We start from the raw sequence: 17871 nt of genomic DNA, 5'->3' as shown, positions 1-17871 counted from the left end.
AGGGACACCGGGCCGGGCACGCGAGCGTCCGGCCCTTGCGTCGCCGAACGTCAGGAGGTGGGGAACCAGGCCAGGAGGCGCTTGGCGATGACCGGTACATCGACGAGGTCCTGCGCGACGTCCTCGACGAACGGGCCGGCGAGGGAGGCGGGCGGCGGGGCGGTACCGGAGCTGACGCCGTTGAGGCGCAGGAAGACGCGCATGGCGAGCCAGGCGGAGGGCTTGTTGCCGTCGATCAGTGCGTGATGGCGGGCCACGGAGTGCAGTAGTGCCGCCGCCTTCTCGTGCAGCGTGGGATACAGCTCGGTTCCGAACACGTGGGTTCGGGGCCGTTCGATCGCTGACACCATGAGTCCCAAGTCACGCACGCTGTGCTCGGCACCGTTGACCTTGCGGGCGATGGTCAGGATTTCGTCGATCTGGATGTACCGCACGTCGGTCACTTCAGGTGGTCCAGGATCTCCGCATCGCTGTCCATGAGTTCGGCCAGGACGTCATCGACTTTCGGCTCGGCCCGATCCTGAGCGTCGCGGATGGCCTCAATGGCGAGTTCCTGCTTGCTGCGGCCCTCACGACGCGCACGTTCGGTGAGCTTCGCGTCAACATCGTCGGGGAGCCGGAGTGTCATCGCCATACCGCGATGATGCCTGACTGGTATCTGGTGGGCGAGGCGATACCAGCCCTGGGGCCCAGGACCAGGATGCCGCCCCCTCAGATCCGCTCAGGTTGCCTCCCGGGACAGTACTCCGCGGCAGCCGCACCGGCGGCACCTCCATGGCCCACAACAGACTCACCAGAAGCACCACAGCCTACAGCGCCCAACTCAACCAGCAGCGCATGAACGACAAAGCCAAAGCTGTCGCAGCCGCCGAGAAACGATGCCAAGCAGACAAGCCCAGCAACAGAAAGCCCAGACCGAGAAAGAAGAATCTTCCTTCTTCGGGCGACAGCTCAGCAAACTCGGCGACGTCCTCGACTTCAACAAGGTCGGGTGTTGTGTGAACCTCTCCGGCTGCGGGTGAGGGCTGAAGCAACAGAAGCTTACTATCTGGCCGTCCACGCTTCCTACGAGTTTGCATATCAGATGTTGGCTCTATACAGATGGCAATAGGTGCGGGATGGGGCGCCGAGGCTGCTGTCATTGCAAGTGAGACATGCGTTACTAGATTTTTCACCCTCGGCAGGTACAGGAGAAGTACCAGCAACAACTCTAGGGCGACAAAGAAAAGGAATGGACAATGATCATGCTTAAAATCGCACTTTCTCTCTTCTTGGCAATCGGATTCGGGTTGGCGGCAATGGATTACCGCGGATCAATAGAGCGCTTCGCGAGCGTGATATCATTCGCAGCTTTTGTTGACAAGGACAATATACACAGGGGGGTCGTGAAACAAATAGCAGTCGTTGCCTGTCTAATTTTTTGTGTCATAACTCTAGCGTCTATCGCGGCTTGGCTATTCCCAGATAGATAGCAACCTCAGTTGATTGTGCCTGTCCAGATTTCTTGTTGGCCGCCTCGGTTGTTTCATCTGCCCGAGCCGCCCAGCAGGAGATGGAGGTCCTTCACAACCGGCTTGCGCCGATAGTCCTGGAAGAGTCCGATGGCTTCAAGCGCGCGAAATGTGCCGGAACCCGCCAGTGGCCAGGCTGTCGTCACGAATAGTGCTATAGGGCCTCATTCTCAATCGTTCCAGGCCGGGAGCAGGAGAGCGCAAGGAAAAAATATCTCGACCATCAAATGTTTGATGGCCTTCTCGAGCTCGTCGGAGGCAACAACCCCCGAGGAATCTGCATGTCTGGTCGGGGAGGAAAAGGTACCGGTGTAAACTTCTCTGGCTGCTATTTGGAAATCCGGCTCAGGGCTGGTTCGGTGCCGGCTAACGTGGGTGAGTAATGCATATAGAAGACATTGTACTCTTTCTTCTTTCCCTTGTTGTGATTTGGGTAGGATTGAAGGTGCTTTTTAATGTCGGAGGAATGGCTGATCGATGGAATGAAAGCCAACGTCGTAGTCTTGCTGGTCTGATGCCACCCCACTTGCTAGCTAGGATCAATGTACGATTTTATGTGGCAGGGATTACGCTTATCGGTTTCGGCATGTTTCTGATGAGTGTTCTTAGGATTTTGGGTATCGCAGAGGCCAAGAGGCGTGGGATGGGGTGAGCATGCGAAGCGTCAACAATGTCCTGGCGCAGGAACCGCATTGATCGCCCTCGGGTGACCTGTTCAAGAGGAGAGTCGTCAGAAACAATTGCAGGCATGAGCCAACTGGGTTTTTTGCCTGACGCTCTTGCTTACCTTGGTTTGGCCACCCCCCGAGGACACTGACCTCCATCTTTCGTGATGGGCCACCGACCGAAGTCGGTGGCCCATCACGTTGAGGGGGCAGGGTGAAGGCTGGTAGTGGCGGTTGCGCTGGCGCCGGACTTCGTCACCCGCTCTGGAAATTTTCACCGGGTGGTCATCGGCTGAGGGCTGAGGGCTGAGGGCGGTTCGATGTGCGGCTCATGTGCGCATCCTTGAATCACGTTACTTCATGCAGATCATCTCGCTGAAATTCTCAGTGGTAGGCGCAGAACAAGAGAGAGCAAGTACGTGAATGAAAGAGGGATGCATTATGGCCGTATTTGAGATCGCATTTTTTCTGTACTTGCCAGTGTGGCCGGGCTCACGGTCAGGGACTACCGCAATTCACTTGACCGATTCAGTAGGATCATTGCCTTCATGGCGCTTATTGCCCCCGAAAAGGTGGACCGAGCCGTCGTGAGAGTGATGGCGGGAGGAGCAATGGTCACCTTCAGTGTTTGGGCTCTACTAGCTGTCGTGCGGTTGATATCCCCTGGCGCCATGAGCATTGACTGAGGCTACGGTGGAATGATATGCAACCAGTGGTGTGAGCTATACATGCGCGAAACGGTCCAGGCTCGTGAAATGGCGCCGCTATTGTGCCGAGACATCGGGGGCGTCATTTTCGGTGCGGCGGTTCGTTGTGCTGGTCGTGCAGGACGACATGCGGCCTGTGTGTGGTCGGTGGAGCTGGAAGGTGCTTGTGCGGGTCGGTCACACCGGCCGGCTCGACCTGCGGCGGCGGATGCGTGCCTACGTGCGGGGTCTGCTCGGCCAGGTGGGCAGGAAGAACAGCTCCCAGTTGGCTGAGTACGCGGGGCACAGCACGCCTACGGGGTTGCAACACTTACTCGACCGGGCTTGCTGGACCCCTGACGAGTTACGCGATCTGTGGGGATATGTCGCCAAGAGGCTCGGGCCACCGCTGGCGTGCTGATCATCCATGACACGGGCTGCATGTAGAAGGACCGGTCGAGAGATGACCCCGATCGGCTCTCGCGCAGCCGGTCACCGGGTGAACGTGTCCGCCCGGACCGCGCGGAGGAAGGCGGTCCAGGCGCCGGGGGAGCAGTGCTGGACGGCAGAGGCGCTGCACTTGCTGTCCCGCACTGCCCGCCCCCCGTCCGACGTCCGAGCCACCTCAACGCAGTCGTTGACCGCCCCGCCGGAGTAGGAGGACTTACGGAAAGCCGAGACTATGCATGGCGGGTTCATGGCGTCGTGTCTCCCGAAGCAAGTTGGGCCCTCGCCTGTTCGAGGAATGCGGTGGTGTCGTTGGGTGTAAGAGCTGCTGACCTCAGGGCGTCAAACGCGTGCGCGTAGTTTGTGACCTCGTCAGGATCCTCGATCATGGCGGTGTTCGACAGAGTGTCGCTGGCCACTACCTCAGGTGCGTGATCCCTGCCGAAGGAGAAGGCCACGAAGGCAGGGGACACCCGGGCGGCGGCCCACTCGTGCAGAGGAAGCACCTGCACGGTGACGGTCTGCTCGTCGGCTGCATGCAGCAGATGCGTCAGCTGGTCGCGGTGCACGCGGGCGGACGGCATCGGCGTGGTGATCGCCGGCTCCCAGATGACAGCGGCGTAGCGGATACCCCCTTCCACCAGCGCCTGTCGGCGTTCCTGTCGTACGCGGACCACCTCTTCGGCTGCCTCCGGCGGCGGTGACGCGGGGTTCGTCGCGAGAAGAGCCCGGGTGTAGTCGGGAGTCTGTAGCGGGCCGGGGATGACGGCGTGCTGCCACGTACGGATGTATGTTGCGTCAGCTTCCATCGAGATGAAGTCACCGAGCTGGGTCCAGCTGTTGGTCTCGTAGTCCAGCCACCAGCCGCGCTTGTTGCTCTCCCGGGCCAGTTTCTCCAACCAGCGGCGCCTGTCGGGGTCGGTGACCCCGTAGAGGTCGAGCAGGATCCGAACATCTCCCACCCGGGCCTTCACTGCCCCCGATTCGACGCGGCTGATCTTCGGTACCGAGCAGTCAACCGCCCGGGCGGCAGCCTCCTGCTCCAGTTGAGCCGCCAGTCGTAGTCGCCGGAGGGTGGCGCCGAGGCGCCTGCTGCGCGCCGTCGGCATCCCGCCTGGGGGCATCGAGCCTCCTCAATCCATGCGTTTCTTGGAGCAGTCTCCTGCCGCAAGGGTAACTGTACCGGGTTGCTAAATCGAAAATGATTAGGACAGAATCACTTTCTAAGTGCAAGACTTGCACAGATTGGAGAGAGGTGACTAGCGTCCGTCACAGATGGTCGCTGGAGCGCTACGGGAAATAAGTGCCTCACTTCGGCCGTCCCCGACAGAAGAGAGGGTCTTTGTGTCCGGTTGCAGTCATGTCATCCGCCTGCCGATCGAGTCGGCGTCCGTGCCCACTGCCCGCCGCCATGTGCGGACGCTGCTGCAGGTGTGGCGGCTGGGCCACCTGACCGAGGCGGCCGTGCTCATCACCAGCGAACTCGTCACGAACGCCGTCCAGCACACCGCCGACGGAATCGGTGACCTGCTGGAACTGACGGTGCGCAGCGACGGTGAGGCGCTGAGTATCGAAGTGGCGGACTCCTACCAGTGGGCGATGCCGCTGCTGGGCAAGCCGGGGCCGGAGGACATCGGTGGCCGGGGCCTGGTCCTCGTCGACCTTCTCTCGGACGCCTGGGGGGTCTGTCCACGCCGGATCGGCAAGACGGTGTGGGTCCGGCTGCTGATCGCCGGCCGGGCGGTTCCTTCATGCTGACCGTCGCGCCGAGCTTTCCCTCGCCCGTTCCCCTGGTCCACCGTCGCTTCGCGTGCGAAGGCGTCGCCTATGACCTCCCCACCCGGAAGCTGTTCCTGCTGAGCAGTGGCCGCACCGACTCCGCCTGGAGCACTGTGTTGTGGCTGTCCTGGCGGGCCGCGCACGTTGCCGATCAGCTCGACGCGCCGGTCGCCCGTCCGGTCCGCGCGTGGCTCGCGGACCGGGACGAACGCTGCCGGATCCTTGCCCGGCTCGAACGAGGGGCTCCCTGCTCCCTGGTGATTCGTGACGGCCCCGTCCGCTACGTCCTTTCTGCCACCCCCCTCACCGCTTCGGGCGGGACAGCGCGGTGTCGCCCTACGGCGTCTCCTTCTCCGGGGCCACTTCGTCCAGGTGGCTGAGGAACTCCTCCGCCGCCCGGCTCGCCTGCCGGGCGAGACGGGCCAGTTCGCCGGCGTCGAGGACGTAGGTGACGGAGGGCGCCATGCGGTTCTCGTCACTGACGGAGGACAGGCCCATCCGGGCGTGCAGCGCGGCCGTCTGGGTCGACGCGGCCGTGGCGAGCAGCGCGTGCGTGAAGTGCCGCAACGCCCCCAGTGTCTCCTGGCGTTCCCGGCCGCCGGGCAGCGGGCCGTACAGCGCGTGCAAGTACTGCACCGACAGGCCCAGGTGCGTGAGCAGGTGCTGGTGGACCGGCTCGTACGGATCGTCGGGGCGGCCTTCCACCTCCTGCACCGCGTCCGCGAACACCGCCGGTTGCCCGCAGACCGCCGGATCCGCGGCACTGTCCACGTACGGCTCCATGGCCGCTGCCAGCAGCAGCGCCTGCTGTGCCCGGCAGTCCTCCTGCGGGTCCACGTCCCGCTGCGGGGTGTGCCCCAGCATCACCAGCACGGCGGCCAGCTGATCCGCCCGGGCCCGTGGATGCTGCTCATGGTGGGAAGCATTCATGCCATCAGCCTAGGAGTGAGGAAGTGGGCACGGGGAGTGTTCGCCGGGATTGCGCAGGGCGCATTCCCTTCCTTTCCACGCCGGTGTGCAGGGTGTGGGCATGCCGGAGCAGCACGGGTGCGCGGGAGTGCCCGGTAGCCGGTGGTCGACCGCGCCGAAGTCCTCAAGGGTGCTCATTCGAGCAGAGCTCCGCCCATTTATTAAATGTCAACAAGGTGCAGGGTGAAAGACACTGCAATGACATGTAGGCGTTGTTCCGTACCCATCGGTAAGACTTAGGGTCTACGCCATGCGCCGAGCCAAAATCGTCTGCACACTTGGTCCCGCCACTGACTCGTACGAGCAGATCACCGGGCTTGTAGCGGCCGGGATGGACGTCGCGCGCCTCAATCTCAGCCACGGTACGCACGCCGATCACGAGCGCCGCTACGGGCATGTCCGCCGCGCCGCGGAAGGATGCGGGCGCTCGATCGGGATTCTCGCCGACCTTCAAGGCCCGAAGATTCGCCTCGGCAGATTCCGTGAGGGCCCGGTTCTCCTCGAACCCGGCGATGCCTTCACTCTCACCACGGAGGAAGTCGCCGGGGACCAGCACCGCTGCTCCACCGGCTATGCCGGGCTGCCCGGCGACCTCACACCTGGTGAACGCATTCTCATTGACGACGGACGTGTCGCCCTCGACGTGACCGCGATCGAGGGCACGGAGATCCGCACCCTCGTGGTCGAGGGCGGCGTGGTCTCCGACCACAAGGGGCTCAACCTCCCCGGCGTCGCGGTGTCCGTCCCCGCGCTGTCCGAGAAGGACGCCGGTGACCTCCGCTGGGCGCTGCGTACCGGCGTGGACATCATCGCGCTGTCCTTCGTGCGCACGGGCGACGACATCAAGGCCATCCACCGGATCATGGCCGAGGAGGGCTGTTTCCGTCCCGTCATCGCCAAGATCGAGAAGCCGCAGGCCGAGGCCAACCTCCAGGACATCGTCGACGCCTTCGACGGCATCATGGTCGCCCGGGGCGATCTGGGTGTCGAAGTGCCGCTGGAGGACGTGCCGTTCGTCCAGAAGCGGGCGGTCGCGCTCGCCAAACGCAACGCCAAGCCGGTCATCGTCGCCACGCAGATGCTCGACTCCATGATCGACTCCTCCCGTCCGACCCGCGCCGAGGCCTCCGATGTCGCCAACGCGGTCCTGGACGGCACCGACGCCCTCATGCTCTCCGGGGAGACCAGCGTCGGCCGGTACCCGGCCGAAACCGTCCGCACCATGAGCAGGATCATCACCGCGGCCGAGGACGATGTGCTCGCGGCCGGACTGCCGGGACTTCCCGACGGCACCAAGCCCCGCACCCAGAGCGGGGCGGTGGCCCGGGCTGCCGCCGAGATCGGCGACTTCCTCGAAGCCACGCTCCTCGTCGCCTTCACGCAGTCCGGTGACACTGCCCGCCGGCTCTCCCGGTACCGTTCACCGATCCCCATCCAGGCCTTCACCCCGGATCCCGCCACCTGCAACCAGCTGAGCCTCACCTGGGGCGTGCATGCCCAGGTGGTGCCGATGGTGGAGTCCACCGACGCCATGACCGCGCTGCTCGACGAGCAGTTGCGGAAAGTCCGGGACTGCTCGGACGGCGAGACCGTGGTGATGACCGCGGGGTCACCGCCCGGCACAGCGGGCACCACCAACCTGGTGCGCGTCCACCACATCGGCGAGAGCTGACCCACCGGGCTCCGTCCCCGGACGGGTGACAACGGGGTGCCGTCGGCGGCCATCGGCCGCGGTGGCACCCCTCTTGCGTGTCGGCGACCGGGCGTGATTGGGTCGGGGAGAAAGCGCTTACTCCGTTCTCTCCGTTGCCTCCACCCGCTGCACGTCACCCGTCCGGCCCGCTGCTCCGGCCCCGCGCCGCCGGTCGCCCCACGCACTCGGGAGCCGCCCTCATGACCGCACCACCCACTCGCCTGCGGACCGCCGTCGTGGGCACCGGTGCCATCGTCACCGGCGGTCATCTTCCCGCCCTCGCCGCACACTCCGACGACCTCGCACTCGTCGCCGCGGTGGACATCGACGAAGCCCGCCTCGACGCCTTCCGTACCACCGCTGCCGCCCAGCACCCGGAGCTCGGCAAGCCCACCGGATACACCAGCCTGTCCGCCATGCTGGCGGCCGAACGCCCCGACCTCGTCCTGCTCGGCACCCCGCCCGCCCTGCACCGCGAGCAGGCCCTCACCGCCTTGCGGGCCGGCGCCTGGGTGTGGTGCGAGAAGCCCCTCTGCCTCAGCCTCGCGGAGTTCGACGACATCGCAGCCGAGGAACGCCCCGGCGGCCCGTACGCCGCCGTCGTCGCCCAGCACCGCTACGGCTCCGGGACGACGCACGCCCGCGCCCTGCTGCACGCCGGGGAGCTCGGCCCGCCCCGCGTCGCCCACTGCCAGACGACCTGGCACCGGGACGCCGCCTACTACGCAGTGCCCTGGCGCGGACGCTGGGCCACCGAGGGCGGCGGCCCCACCATGGGGCACGGCATCCACCAGACCGACCTGCTGCTGCACCTGCTCGGCGACTGGACCGAGATCCGTGCCATGGCCGCCCGCCTCATCCACGACGTGGAGAGCGAGGACGTCTCCACCGCCCTGGTGCGCTTCGCGGACGGAACGCTCGCCACCGTCGTGAACAGCGTCCTCTCCCCGGACGAGGTCAGCCGTGTGCGCATCGACTGTGCCGAGGCCACCGTCGAGCTCACCCACCTGTACGGGCACCGCAACGAGGACTGGACCTACACCCCGCGCCCCGGCCTGGAGGACACCGCCCGCGTCACCCGCTGGCGCACGCCCTCCGCTGACGTCCCCAGCTCCCACTCCGCTCAGCTCACCGGCCTCATCACCGCGCTGCGGGCCGGCACCCGTCCGCCCGGCAGCGGCCATGACGCACGCCGCACCCTGGAGTTCAACGCCGCCCTCTACAAAGCCGCCTTCACCGGCCTGCCCGTCTGCGCCGGCGAGATCGTCCCGGGTGACCCCTACTACGACGCCATGCACGGCGGTCATCCCGACTGGGCCCCCGAGGAGAGCCAGTGACATTCCCCCTCACCGTCACCCACACCCATGGCGCACGCGTCACCGTCGCCGCCGGCGGCACGGAGATCCTCTCCTACGTGTACCGTCCGGACCCGGAGGCCTACGAGTCCCGGAAGCCCTACGCGCACCCGGTCCGGACCCTGAGCGGACGCACCGTCACCGGCTACCGGCCCAACGACCACCGGTGGCACAAGGGCATCCAGATGACGGCCAGTCATCTTTCCGGACAGAACTTCTGGGGCGGCAGCTCCTACCTGACCGGGACGGGATACCAGCGCGTGCCGGAGCGCATCGGTTCGATGCGGCACGACGGTTTCTCCCGGGTGGACGCCTCCGACGACCGCGCCGACATCGCCGAGGATCTCACCTGGCTCAGCCACGGCGGCGAGGAGTGGGCGCGCGAACGGCGCACCCTCTCCGTTCACTCCGCGGACCCGGAGGAAGGTGCCTGGACGCTCGACTGGTCCCTCCACCTCACCAATGTGCGGGGCGAGCCGCTGCACTTCGGCAGTCCCACCACGGCCGGCCGGGAGATGGCCGGCTACACCGGACTCCAGTGGCGCGGCCCGCGGGACTTCACCGGCGGTCAGGTCCTCACCCCCGAAGGGCCCGGTGAGGACTCCGACATCATGGGAACCCCCGCCGCCCGTGCCCCGTGGCTGGCCTTCGTCGCCGAACACGACGACGTGGACGCGCACTCCACCCTGGTCTTCGCCCACGCCCCGGCGAATCTCGAGGAATCGGCGATCCACCCCTCGCACTGGTTCGTCCGGTCCCGGCCGGTGCCCGTCGCCGCTCTCTCCTGGGCCTTCTTCGAGGAGTTCGAGCTGCCCCCGGGGGAGTCCTTCGCCTACGACTACCGGGTGATCGTCGCCGACGGTGCCTGGGACGGCGAGCGCATCGCCCGCTATCTGCAAGCCCACCCCAGGGAATGGTGACCATGTCCGCACCGCAGCCCGGACCGCCCTCCGGCTCACTCCCGGAGCCGCTCCCCGGAGCCGTCGGCCTCTCCCACATCAGTGCCTACGACTGGCTCGCCACCGACGGCGTGTGCGGGGGGAGCCCGCACATTCATCTCGCCTGCACGGAGGCGTACGTCGTCACCGCCGGCGAGGGAGCGGTGCAGACCCTCACCCCGGAAGGCTTCACCGAGACGCCGCTGGAGCCGGGCACGATCGCCTGGTTCACCCCGGGCACCGTGCACCGCATGGTGAACGGCCGGGACCTGCGCGTCACCGTCCTCATGCAGAACAGCGGCCTGCCGGAGGCCGGTGACGCGGTGTTCACGTTCCCGCCCGAGATCCTCGCAGACCCCGCCCGCTACGCCGAGGCCGCCGCGCTTCCCGCACGGGAGGGCCCGGAGGCCGAAGCCGCCACCCGGCGCCGCCGTGACCTGGCCGTCGAGGGATACCTGGTGCTCCGCGCCGCGCTGCGGGCCGGGGACGCCGATCCGCTGCGGGCCTTCCACGAGGCGGCGGCCCGGCTGGTGGCACCGAAGGTCGCGCTCTGGCGCGAACGCTGGCGGGAGGGGCCGCTGGCCGCGGCGGAGGCCACCGGGCGTCATCTGGACGCCCTGGCCCGAGCCGACGGCTCGCATCTGGCGGAGGCCGCGGTGCGCAGCGCGGGGCCGACCCGTCAGGCCGGGTACGGCATGTGCGGACGCCGGCAGGAGTACGAGCTGCCCGGCACCACGCTGCCCCGTACCAGCGGGTAGCCGCGCTTCGCGGGAAGGAAACGGCAACCGGGCGGGGGATGCCCGGTTGCACTCGAAAGAGAACCAGGTGCCGGGTGCGGGACTCGAACCCGCATGTCCTTTCGGACAGATGTGTTTGAGACATCCGCGTCTGCCTGTTGCGCCAACCCGGCCGGTGTCGCCGGGAGCAGTGTACCGGTTCTCTGCCGGTAGTAGGGAGTGGGTACCCTCAGGGGTGCCCCGCCTGGCAAGAACCAAGGAGCCCCGTGAGCAGCGCCGATGTCCCCGAGGAGCCGACACCGACCGACCCGGCCGGTGCTGTGAGTGCAGCCCACACACCCCCGCAGGTCACCCGGGTGGTCATCGCCGAGGACGAGGCGCTCATCCGTCTCGACCTGAAGGAGATGCTCGAGGAGGAGGGCTATGCCGTGGTGGGTGAGGCGGGGGACGGCCAGCGGGCCGTGGAGCTGGCCCGTGAACACCGCCCCGACCTGGTCGTACTCGATGTGAAGATGCCGGTGATGGACGGCATCTCGGCAGCCGAGAAGATCGCCGCGGACCAGATCGCTCCGGTGCTGATGCTGACCGCCTTTTCGCAGCGCGACCTGGTGGAGCGGGCGCGGGACGCCGGCGCCATGGCCTACCTGGTGAAGCCGTTCAGCAAGAGTGACGTGATCCCGGCGATCGAGATCGCCGTGTCCCGGTTCGCCGAGCTGCGCACGCTGTCCGAAGAGGTCTCCGACCTCGCGCAGCGGCTGGAGACCCGGAAGCTGGTCGACCGGGCGAAGAGCGTGCTGCAGACCCAGTACGGGCTGACCGAGCCCGCCGCCTTCCGCTGGATCCAGAAGACCTCGATGGACCGGCGGCTGTCGATGCAGCAGGTGGCGGAGGCCGTGATCCAGGACGCCGAGGAGAAGAAGCAGAAGTAGCGAGGGCGGCGCCGGCGGCCGGGCTTCTGCCCCGGTTGTCCGGTTGTGCTGGTTGTCCCGGTGGGGGTGAGAGTCCTCCCTGACCCGCCCGGACGGGCCTTCCGGACAGCCGGCCGACGGGAATCAGCGGGGCGCGGGGAACGCCGCAGCGGACGCGTGCGGCGGCTGCTTGAGGGCGTGGAGGCGTTCGGCCAGCGGTCCAGCACGTTCTGTTTCCGGAGCGTGACCCAGGTTACGAGGCCATCACACTTGGCCCAGGCGTCTATCTGCGCAGCTCGGAGGGCAATAGATTCCGCTGCACGCCGCACCCGTGTCCGTCCGAGCACGAGTCCTGTGCGGTGACGCAAAGAACTGGGCTCGCTCCAGGGGGTTTACGAAGTGCTCAACAAGACAATCATGAGACTCGCGATACCCATCGCTGTCGGCGCACTCGCTCTCACTGCCTGTGGCAGTGACGACGGCGGTGGCGGCGGCAACGGGGCCGACGGTCCAACTTACAAGATCGCTTTTCAGGGACCGCTGTCGGGGCCGAACGCGGCTCTGGGCGAGAACATGGGAAATGCCGTCGAGCTCGCCATCGATGAGGCGAACGAATCCGGTGACTACGAGTTCACCCTGGAGTACATGCGCAGTGACGACCGGGGCGAGGAGGGCGAAGCCAGCTCGGCCGCCCAGCTCGTGATCGATGACGAGGACGTCATCGCGGTCGTGGGCCCGGCCTTCTCGGGAGCGGCGGCCGTCGCCGCACCGCGCTACGGGCAGGCGGGCATTCCGGCGGTCACCTCCTCCGCCACCCGGGCCGACCTGACGCAGCAGGGCTGGCCGACGTTCCTGCGCGCGGTGCCCAACGACAGCGCCCAGGGCGCCGGTATGGCGGCCTACCTCGCGGCGCAGGCCGGGGTGGAAAAGGTCGTCGTGATCGACGACACCCAGCCCTACGGTGTGGGTCTCGCGGACGTGGCCCAGGAGGGTCTGGAGGACGCGGGTCTGGAGGTCGTGCGGCAGAGCGTGCCGAACGAGACGCCGGACTACACCAGCGCGGCCCGCAACGTGGTCACGGAGGACGCGGACGCCCTGATCTACGCGGGCTACTACTCCGACGCCGGCCCCTTCGCGGTGAAGCTGGAGGAGCAGGGCTTCGAGGGTATCCAGCTGGCCGGTGACGGCGTGATGGACGGGGAGTTCCTGGACCTGGCCGGATCCTCGGCCGCCAACTGGTTCTTCACCTGCCCCTGCACCTCTGCCGAGGACGACGAGGCCACCCAGGGCTTCGCCGAGCGGTTCGAGGACAAGTACAGCCAGGCCCCGGGCGTGTACTCGGCCGAGTCCTACGACGTGACCTCGATGATCATCGCGGCCATCGCGGCGCTGGGCGACGACGCGGAGAGCGGCGCGCTCTACGACCACCTGGTCGCCAACGAGTACGAGGGTCTGACGAAGACCTTCGCCTTCGACGAGCAGGGGGAGTTCACCAACCAGACGATCTTCCTCTACGAGGCCGAGGGCGAGGGCTTCGACTACCTGGGCAGCGTTGAGGACCTGACCACGGGCTGACACCAAGTCCGGGCACGTTCGGTGCACCATCGGCGGGGCGCGGTGATTCCGCGCCCCGCCCCATGCCTACCTGTCGCCCTGCTCCGGTGAACGCGGATCGCGCACCGCGGCGGCCTGTTCCCACAAGGAAGACTGCTCGATGTCCATCAATGATGTCTGGGACGTATCTGTCCTGGGTCTGATTCTCGGCTCGCTGTACGCCGTGATCGCGATTGGATACACGCTCGTCTACGGTGTGCTCCAGTTGCTGAACTTCGCACACAGCGAAGTGTTCATGATCGGTGGCTTCGGCGGACTGATCATCCTCACCATCGTGGTTCCGGTCGCCGCCCCGTCGGGTATGCAGTCGGCCGGATACGTGCTTCTCGGCCTGACCGCCGGCGCGCTGCTCGGCGGTGTGCTGGCCTACTTCCTGGAGAAAGTGGCCTACCGGCCCCTGCGTAAACGCAACGCTCCACGGCTCGTCTATCTGATCGCCGCGATCGGTGCCTCGTTCTTCCTCTACAACCTGGTGGGGAAGATCTTCGGGCGGAACCATTCGCGGATGCCGAGCATGTACGAGAACAAGGTGCTGTTCACCGTCTTCGACACGCGGGTCCGGGTGACCGAACTCCTCATCGTGGTCTCGGCCGTGGTCATGCTGGTCGGCGTCGACTACGTGGTGAACCGCACCAAGCTCGGTTCGGGCATCCGTGCGGTGGCGCAGGATCCCGAGGTCGCCTCCCTGATGGGCGTGAACATCGACAAGGTCGTGTCCCGCACGTTCATCATCGGCGGTGTGCTGGGCGGTGCGGCGGGGTTCCTCTACGGAACCTACGTGCAGGTGTGGTTCACGATGGGCTTCCTGCCGGGCATCACGGCGTTCGCCGCGGCGGTCCTCGGCGGGATCGGAAACGTCCGCGGGGCGATGCTGGGCGGGCTCGTGCTCGGCCTGGTGGAGGCGTTCACCGTGGAGATCTGGGGTGATGCCTGGCGGTACGTCGGGGCGTTCGCGGTGCTGGTGCTGGTGCTCATGTTCCGGCCCACCGGCATCCTCGGTGAGCGGGTTGCGAGGACGGCATGAGTACACAGACTTCGATTCAGCGGGCTGCGATGCTGCGCAAGGTCGCCTGGTACCAGCAGCCGCGGTTCAAGCGCCTGGTGGCGCTCCTGGCGACCGCGGTGGTCCTGGCGCAGGTGACGGGGGCGGATCCCAGCCGCCGCGACATCTTCCACGCGCTGCGGGAGAACTTCACGGGTGTGGCCATCTGGGTCTGGCTCGCGCTCGCCCTGCTGATCTGGGTGGTGCGGGAGTTCGCCCACGAGCAGGCGCGCACCGTCTGGGGCAGTACCCGGTCGGCGGCCGGGCGACCGGTGGGCGTCGTGCGCCGCACCTGGGAGTCGGACGCCCGGCTGCGGTACGGCGCGCTCGCGGTGCTGCTGGTCTTCGTGCTGGCGGTGCCCTTCCTGGTGTCCAATCACTGGCAGACCGTGATGGTGCACAAGATCGCCATCTTCATGCTGCTGGCGATCGGGCTCAACGTGGTCGTCGGCTGGGCCGGCATGCTCGACCTCGGCTTCATCGCGTTCTTCGCGATCGGCGCCTACTCGGCGGCATTCTGGACGGGAGCGCTGCCGGTGCAGCCTCCCGTGGAGCTCAACAACTTCCTCGTCATCCCGCTCGCGATCGTCGCCTGTCTGGTCGCCGGGGTGCTCCTGGGAGCGCCTACTCTGCGGCTGCGGGGTGACTACCTGGCGATCGTGACCCTGGGCTTCCACGAGATCGTCTACCTGACGGCGAAGAACTGGACCGCGGTCACCAACGGTTCCTCGGGCGCGGTGGTCGACGGGTTCGAGATATCGCTGAGTTTCTGGCAGTACGAGTTCGGCCTCGACAACAAGCCGTACTACTACTTCCTCGTGGCCAGCATCTGCCTGGTGGTCTTCCTGTTCCTGCGGCTGGAGCACTCCCGGGTGGGACGTGCCTGGACCGCGATCCGGGAGGACGAGGTGGCCGCCGCGGCCACCGGCATCAACACGGTCCGGATGAAGCTGCTGGCCTTCGCCATCGGCGCCTCGACCTCCGGGGTGGCGGGCGTGGTGTACGTGAGCGCGCTCGGTCACATCGGTTCCGAGCTGTTCATCATCCTGACGTCCGTCCTGGTCCTGTCCTATGTGATCTTCGGCGGTATGGGATCCATCCCCGGCGTGCTGGTCGGGTCGGCCCTGCTGCTGTGGCTGCCGGAGCGGCTGCGCGGCATGGTGAGCGAGGAGGACCGGTACATGTACCTCGGAGCACTGCTGGTGATCATGATGATTTACCGGCCCCAGGGCATGCTGCCGTCCAAGCGCCGGCAGCGCGAGCTGCGGCTGGCGGAGGAAGGGATCGTCGAGGGCGACGGAACCGGTTCGCAGCCGGGAGGTAAGCAGGCATGACGACCGAAATGCAGCAGACCGGCGGAGAGCCGCCGGCCACGGCGGACGAGCATGTGCTGGAGACCTCGGGGGTGACCCTCCGGTTCGGCGGGCTGACCAGTCTCGACCGGATCGCCCTGCGCATGCGGCGCGGTGAGATCCTGGCCATCATCGGCCCGAACGGTGCGGGCAAGACCTCACTGTTCAACTCGCTGACCGGGGCCTATGTGCCGCAGGAGGGCACCATCACGTTCCGGCCCCGGGCCGGGGGCGAACACGAGCTGCGGGGCCGCAAACCGCACGTGGTGAGCAGGCTGGGGCTGGCCCGCACCTTCCAGAACATCCGGCTCTTCGGCGCGCTGACCGCTCTGGAGAACGTCAAGATCGCGGTGGAGACCCGGCAGAAGACGGACGCCGTCTCGATCATGCTGGGGCTGCCGAACGCCCGGCGGGACGAGCGGGAGAGCGACCGCAGGGCGCACGAGGTGCTCGCGTTCGTCGGGCTGGAGCACCGGCTGAACGAGCTGGCCGCTTCGCTGAGCTATGGCGAGCAGCGGCGGCTGGAGATCGCCCGAGGGCTGGCGACCGCGCCGGAGCTGCTGCTGCTGGACGAGCCGGCGGCGGGCACCAACCCGACGGAGAAGCACGACCTGGAGGAGCTGATCCGGCGGATCAACGAGGACCTCGGTGTCAGCGTGCTGCTGATCGAGCACGACATGCGGCTGGTGATGTCGGTGGCCCACCGGGTGGTGGTGCTGAACTTCGGTCAGAAGATTGCCGAGGGCACACCGGCCCAGGTGCAGCGGGAACCTGCCGTCATCGAGGCATATCTGGGGGCGTCGCCCGAGGAGGACTCCGCGGCGGTGGAGGAAGCGGCCGCGGTACAGGCCGAACACCGGGAGCGGGAGGAGCGGGCATGAGCGCGCCGCAGGTGGAGAAGGAGCCGGCCGGCGCCGTTGTGGCGGGCGGGGAACCGGCGCTGCTGGAGCTGAGGGACCTCCGGGTGTCGTACGGGGCGATCGAGGCGCTCAAGGGCATCGATCTCACGGTGGGCCGGGGTGAAGTGGTGGCACTGCTCGGGGCCAACGGCGCCGGGAAGTCCACGACCCTGAAGACGGTGTCGGGGATGCTGACGCCGAACACCGGTCAGGTGCTGCTGCACGGCGAGCGCATCGACGGCATCAAGTCGCACGAGCTCGTGCAGTTCGGGCTCGGTCACGTGCCGGAGGGGCGCCGGGTGTTCGCCCGGATGACCATCCTGGAGAACCTCCACATGGGGGCCTACCGGCTGCGGCGCCCCGATCCGGCGGACGTGGAGCGGGTGTTCACCCTGTTCCCGGTGCTCGCGGAGCGCCGCAAGCAGATCGCCGGGACGCTGTCCGGCGGTGAGCAGCAGATGCTGGCGATCGGCCGTGCCCTGATGGGCAAACCGGAGCTGCTGCTGCTGGACGAGCCGTCGATGGGGCTGGCGCCGCTGATCGTGCAGCAGATCTTCGAGATCCTCCGCGAGGTCAACGAGCAGGGGACGACGCTGCTGCTGGTCGAACAGAACGCCTCTCAGGCCCTGCAGCTGGCGAACCGCGGCTATGTGCTGGAGACCGGTTCGGTGGTGATGTCGGACGCTGCGTCGTCGCTGCTGTCGGATCCGCGGATCAGGGCGGCGTACCTCGGGGAGCATGTCGAGGCGGAGTGACGCGTGGGCCCCCGTGCTTCGGCACGGGGGCCCCGCCACGCAGGACCTGCGGGGTTCAGCCGGGCTGGTTCTCGCGGAGGGCGCAGGTGAGGCGGGCGGTGCAGACGCGGCGGTCGTTGTCGTCCGTGATGGTGATGTCGTAGGTCGCGGAGGTGCGGCCGGTGTGCAGGGGGGTGGCGGTGCCGGTGATGAGACCGGAACGCAGCCCCCGGTGATGGGTGCAGTTGAGATCGACCCCGACGGCCAGCTTGCCGGGGCCGCCGTGCAGCATGGCGCCGATGGACCCCAGGGTCTCGGCCAGGACGGCGGAGGCACCGCCGTGCAGCAGGCCGTAGGGCTGGGTGTTGCCCTCGACGGGCAGGGTGCCGGTCACCTTGTCGGGGGCGGCGTGCAGGACCCGCAGGCCCATCCTGGTGCCCAGGTTCCCCGCGGAGAACAGCGCGGGCAGGTCGATGCCGAGCCCGGACCACTGGTCGAGGATCTCCTGCGGGAAATGCGTGCTGGCCTGCTCGCCCATGAGG

The 17871-nt window shown here is 67.1% G+C and carries 17 protein-coding genes, 1 tRNA gene and 1 pseudogene; 12 read left to right on the top strand and 7 right to left on the bottom strand.

Going from position 1 to position 17871, the window contains the following annotated elements:
* Window positions 1-50: 50 nt before the first annotated feature.
* Together PJ985_RS13560 and PJ985_RS13555 are read right to left on the bottom strand one after the other, a co-directional pair.
* The gene (locus tag PJ985_RS13560; protein ID WP_271683964.1) at window positions 51-443 is read right to left on the bottom strand and encodes a type II toxin-antitoxin system death-on-curing family toxin; all 393 of its coding nucleotides are present in this window, start codon (window positions 441-443) and stop codon (window positions 51-53) included.
* Window positions 440-634 (bottom strand): ribbon-helix-helix protein, CopG family, encoded by a 195-nt coding sequence (locus tag PJ985_RS13555; protein WP_271683963.1) that lies wholly within the window; start codon window positions 632-634, stop codon window positions 440-442. Before PJ985_RS13555 ends, PJ985_RS13560 begins: the two co-directional genes overlap by 4 nt.
* Window positions 635-3021: 2387 nt before the next feature.
* On the opposite strand from PJ985_RS13555, the pseudogene PJ985_RS23460 reads away from it, so the two are divergent.
* A pseudogene (locus tag PJ985_RS23460) lies at window positions 3022-3300 on the top strand (transposase); the annotation flags it as partial.
* A gap of 54 nt (window positions 3301-3354) precedes the next feature.
* Here PJ985_RS23460 and PJ985_RS13550 read toward each other — a convergent pair.
* Both PJ985_RS13550 and PJ985_RS13545 read right to left on the bottom strand, forming a co-directional pair.
* On the bottom strand, window positions 3355-3561 hold the full coding sequence (locus tag PJ985_RS13550) for a DUF397 domain-containing protein (protein WP_271683962.1): 207 nt from the start codon (window positions 3559-3561) through the stop codon (window positions 3355-3357).
* Window positions 3558-4433, bottom strand: coding sequence for a helix-turn-helix domain-containing protein (locus PJ985_RS13545; RefSeq protein WP_271683961.1), 876 nt, complete (start codon window positions 4431-4433; stop codon window positions 3558-3560). The genes PJ985_RS13550 and PJ985_RS13545 overlap by 4 nt, the downstream gene beginning before the upstream one ends.
* Window positions 4434-4701: 268 nt before the next feature.
* On the opposite strand from PJ985_RS13545, the gene PJ985_RS13540 reads away from it, so the two are divergent.
* Window positions 4702-5067: an ATP-binding protein gene (locus PJ985_RS13540; RefSeq protein WP_271683960.1), complete on the top strand. Its 366-nt coding sequence runs from the start codon at window positions 4702-4704 to the stop codon at window positions 5065-5067.
* 357 nt (window positions 5068-5424) lie between these two features.
* On the opposite strand, the gene PJ985_RS13535 is transcribed toward PJ985_RS13540, so the two are convergent.
* Window positions 5425-6018 (bottom strand): hypothetical protein, encoded by a 594-nt coding sequence (locus PJ985_RS13535; protein WP_271683959.1) that lies wholly within the window; start codon window positions 6016-6018, stop codon window positions 5425-5427.
* 289 nt (window positions 6019-6307) lie between these two features.
* Between PJ985_RS13535 and pyk the strand changes: the two genes are divergently transcribed.
* The 4 genes from pyk (at window position 6308) to PJ985_RS13515 (ending at window position 10801) form a co-directional block, all read left to right on the top strand.
* Window positions 6308-7729: a pyruvate kinase gene (gene pyk / locus PJ985_RS13530; RefSeq protein ID WP_271683958.1), complete on the top strand. Its 1422-nt coding sequence runs from the start codon at window positions 6308-6310 to the stop codon at window positions 7727-7729.
* A gap of 221 nt (window positions 7730-7950) precedes the next feature.
* Window positions 7951-9087: a Gfo/Idh/MocA family protein gene (locus PJ985_RS13525; RefSeq protein WP_271683957.1), complete on the top strand. Its 1137-nt coding sequence runs from the start codon at window positions 7951-7953 to the stop codon at window positions 9085-9087.
* Window positions 9084-10025 (top strand): PmoA family protein, encoded by a 942-nt coding sequence (locus PJ985_RS13520; protein ID WP_271683956.1) that lies wholly within the window; start codon window positions 9084-9086, stop codon window positions 10023-10025. Before PJ985_RS13525 ends, PJ985_RS13520 begins: the two co-directional genes overlap by 4 nt.
* Entirely contained in the window at window positions 10019-10801 is a 783-nt protein-coding gene (locus PJ985_RS13515) for a cupin domain-containing protein (protein WP_271683955.1), read from the top strand. Before PJ985_RS13520 ends, PJ985_RS13515 begins: the two co-directional genes overlap by 7 nt.
* Before the next feature lie 68 nt (window positions 10802-10869).
* Here PJ985_RS13515 and PJ985_RS13510 read toward each other — a convergent pair.
* A tRNA-Leu gene (locus tag PJ985_RS13510) sits at window positions 10870-10953 on the bottom strand.
* A gap of 93 nt (window positions 10954-11046) precedes the next feature.
* Between PJ985_RS13510 and PJ985_RS13505 the strand changes: the two genes are divergently transcribed.
* The 6 genes from PJ985_RS13505 (at window position 11047) to PJ985_RS13480 (ending at window position 17350) form a co-directional block, all read left to right on the top strand.
* The gene (locus tag PJ985_RS13505) at window positions 11047-11709 is read left to right on the top strand and encodes an ANTAR domain-containing response regulator (RefSeq protein WP_443033479.1); all 663 of its coding nucleotides are present in this window, start codon (window positions 11047-11049) and stop codon (window positions 11707-11709) included.
* 396 nt (window positions 11710-12105) lie between these two features.
* Window positions 12106-13263, top strand: coding sequence for a branched-chain amino acid ABC transporter substrate-binding protein (locus PJ985_RS13500; protein WP_271683954.1), 1158 nt, complete (start codon window positions 12106-12108; stop codon window positions 13261-13263).
* Between the two features lie 139 nt (window positions 13264-13402).
* Complete coding sequence (locus tag PJ985_RS13495) at window positions 13403-14326, top strand: branched-chain amino acid ABC transporter permease (RefSeq protein WP_271683953.1); 924 nt, start codon at window positions 13403-13405, stop codon at window positions 14324-14326.
* The gene (locus PJ985_RS13490) at window positions 14323-15678 is read left to right on the top strand and encodes a branched-chain amino acid ABC transporter permease (RefSeq protein ID WP_271683952.1); all 1356 of its coding nucleotides are present in this window, start codon (window positions 14323-14325) and stop codon (window positions 15676-15678) included. Before PJ985_RS13495 ends, PJ985_RS13490 begins: the two co-directional genes overlap by 4 nt.
* Window positions 15675-16577, top strand: coding sequence for an ABC transporter ATP-binding protein (locus PJ985_RS13485; protein WP_271683951.1), 903 nt, complete (start codon window positions 15675-15677; stop codon window positions 16575-16577). The genes PJ985_RS13490 and PJ985_RS13485 overlap by 4 nt, the downstream gene beginning before the upstream one ends.
* Window positions 16574-17350 (top strand): ABC transporter ATP-binding protein, encoded by a 777-nt coding sequence (locus tag PJ985_RS13480; RefSeq protein ID WP_271683950.1) that lies wholly within the window; start codon window positions 16574-16576, stop codon window positions 17348-17350. Before PJ985_RS13485 ends, PJ985_RS13480 begins: the two co-directional genes overlap by 4 nt.
* A gap of 55 nt (window positions 17351-17405) precedes the next feature.
* On the opposite strand, the gene PJ985_RS13475 is transcribed toward PJ985_RS13480, so the two are convergent.
* The gene (locus PJ985_RS13475) at window positions 17406-17867 is read right to left on the bottom strand and encodes a PaaI family thioesterase (RefSeq protein WP_271683949.1); all 462 of its coding nucleotides are present in this window, start codon (window positions 17865-17867) and stop codon (window positions 17406-17408) included.
* Window positions 17868-17871: the final 4 nt, after the last annotated feature.

This window comes from Streptomyces sp. ACA25 (genome assembly GCF_028200735.1).
Lineage (GTDB): Bacteria > Actinomycetota > Actinomycetes > Streptomycetales > Streptomycetaceae > Streptomyces.
Note: the sequence above shows the minus strand (reverse complement) of the source record. Positions and strands in the feature narration are given on the sequence as shown.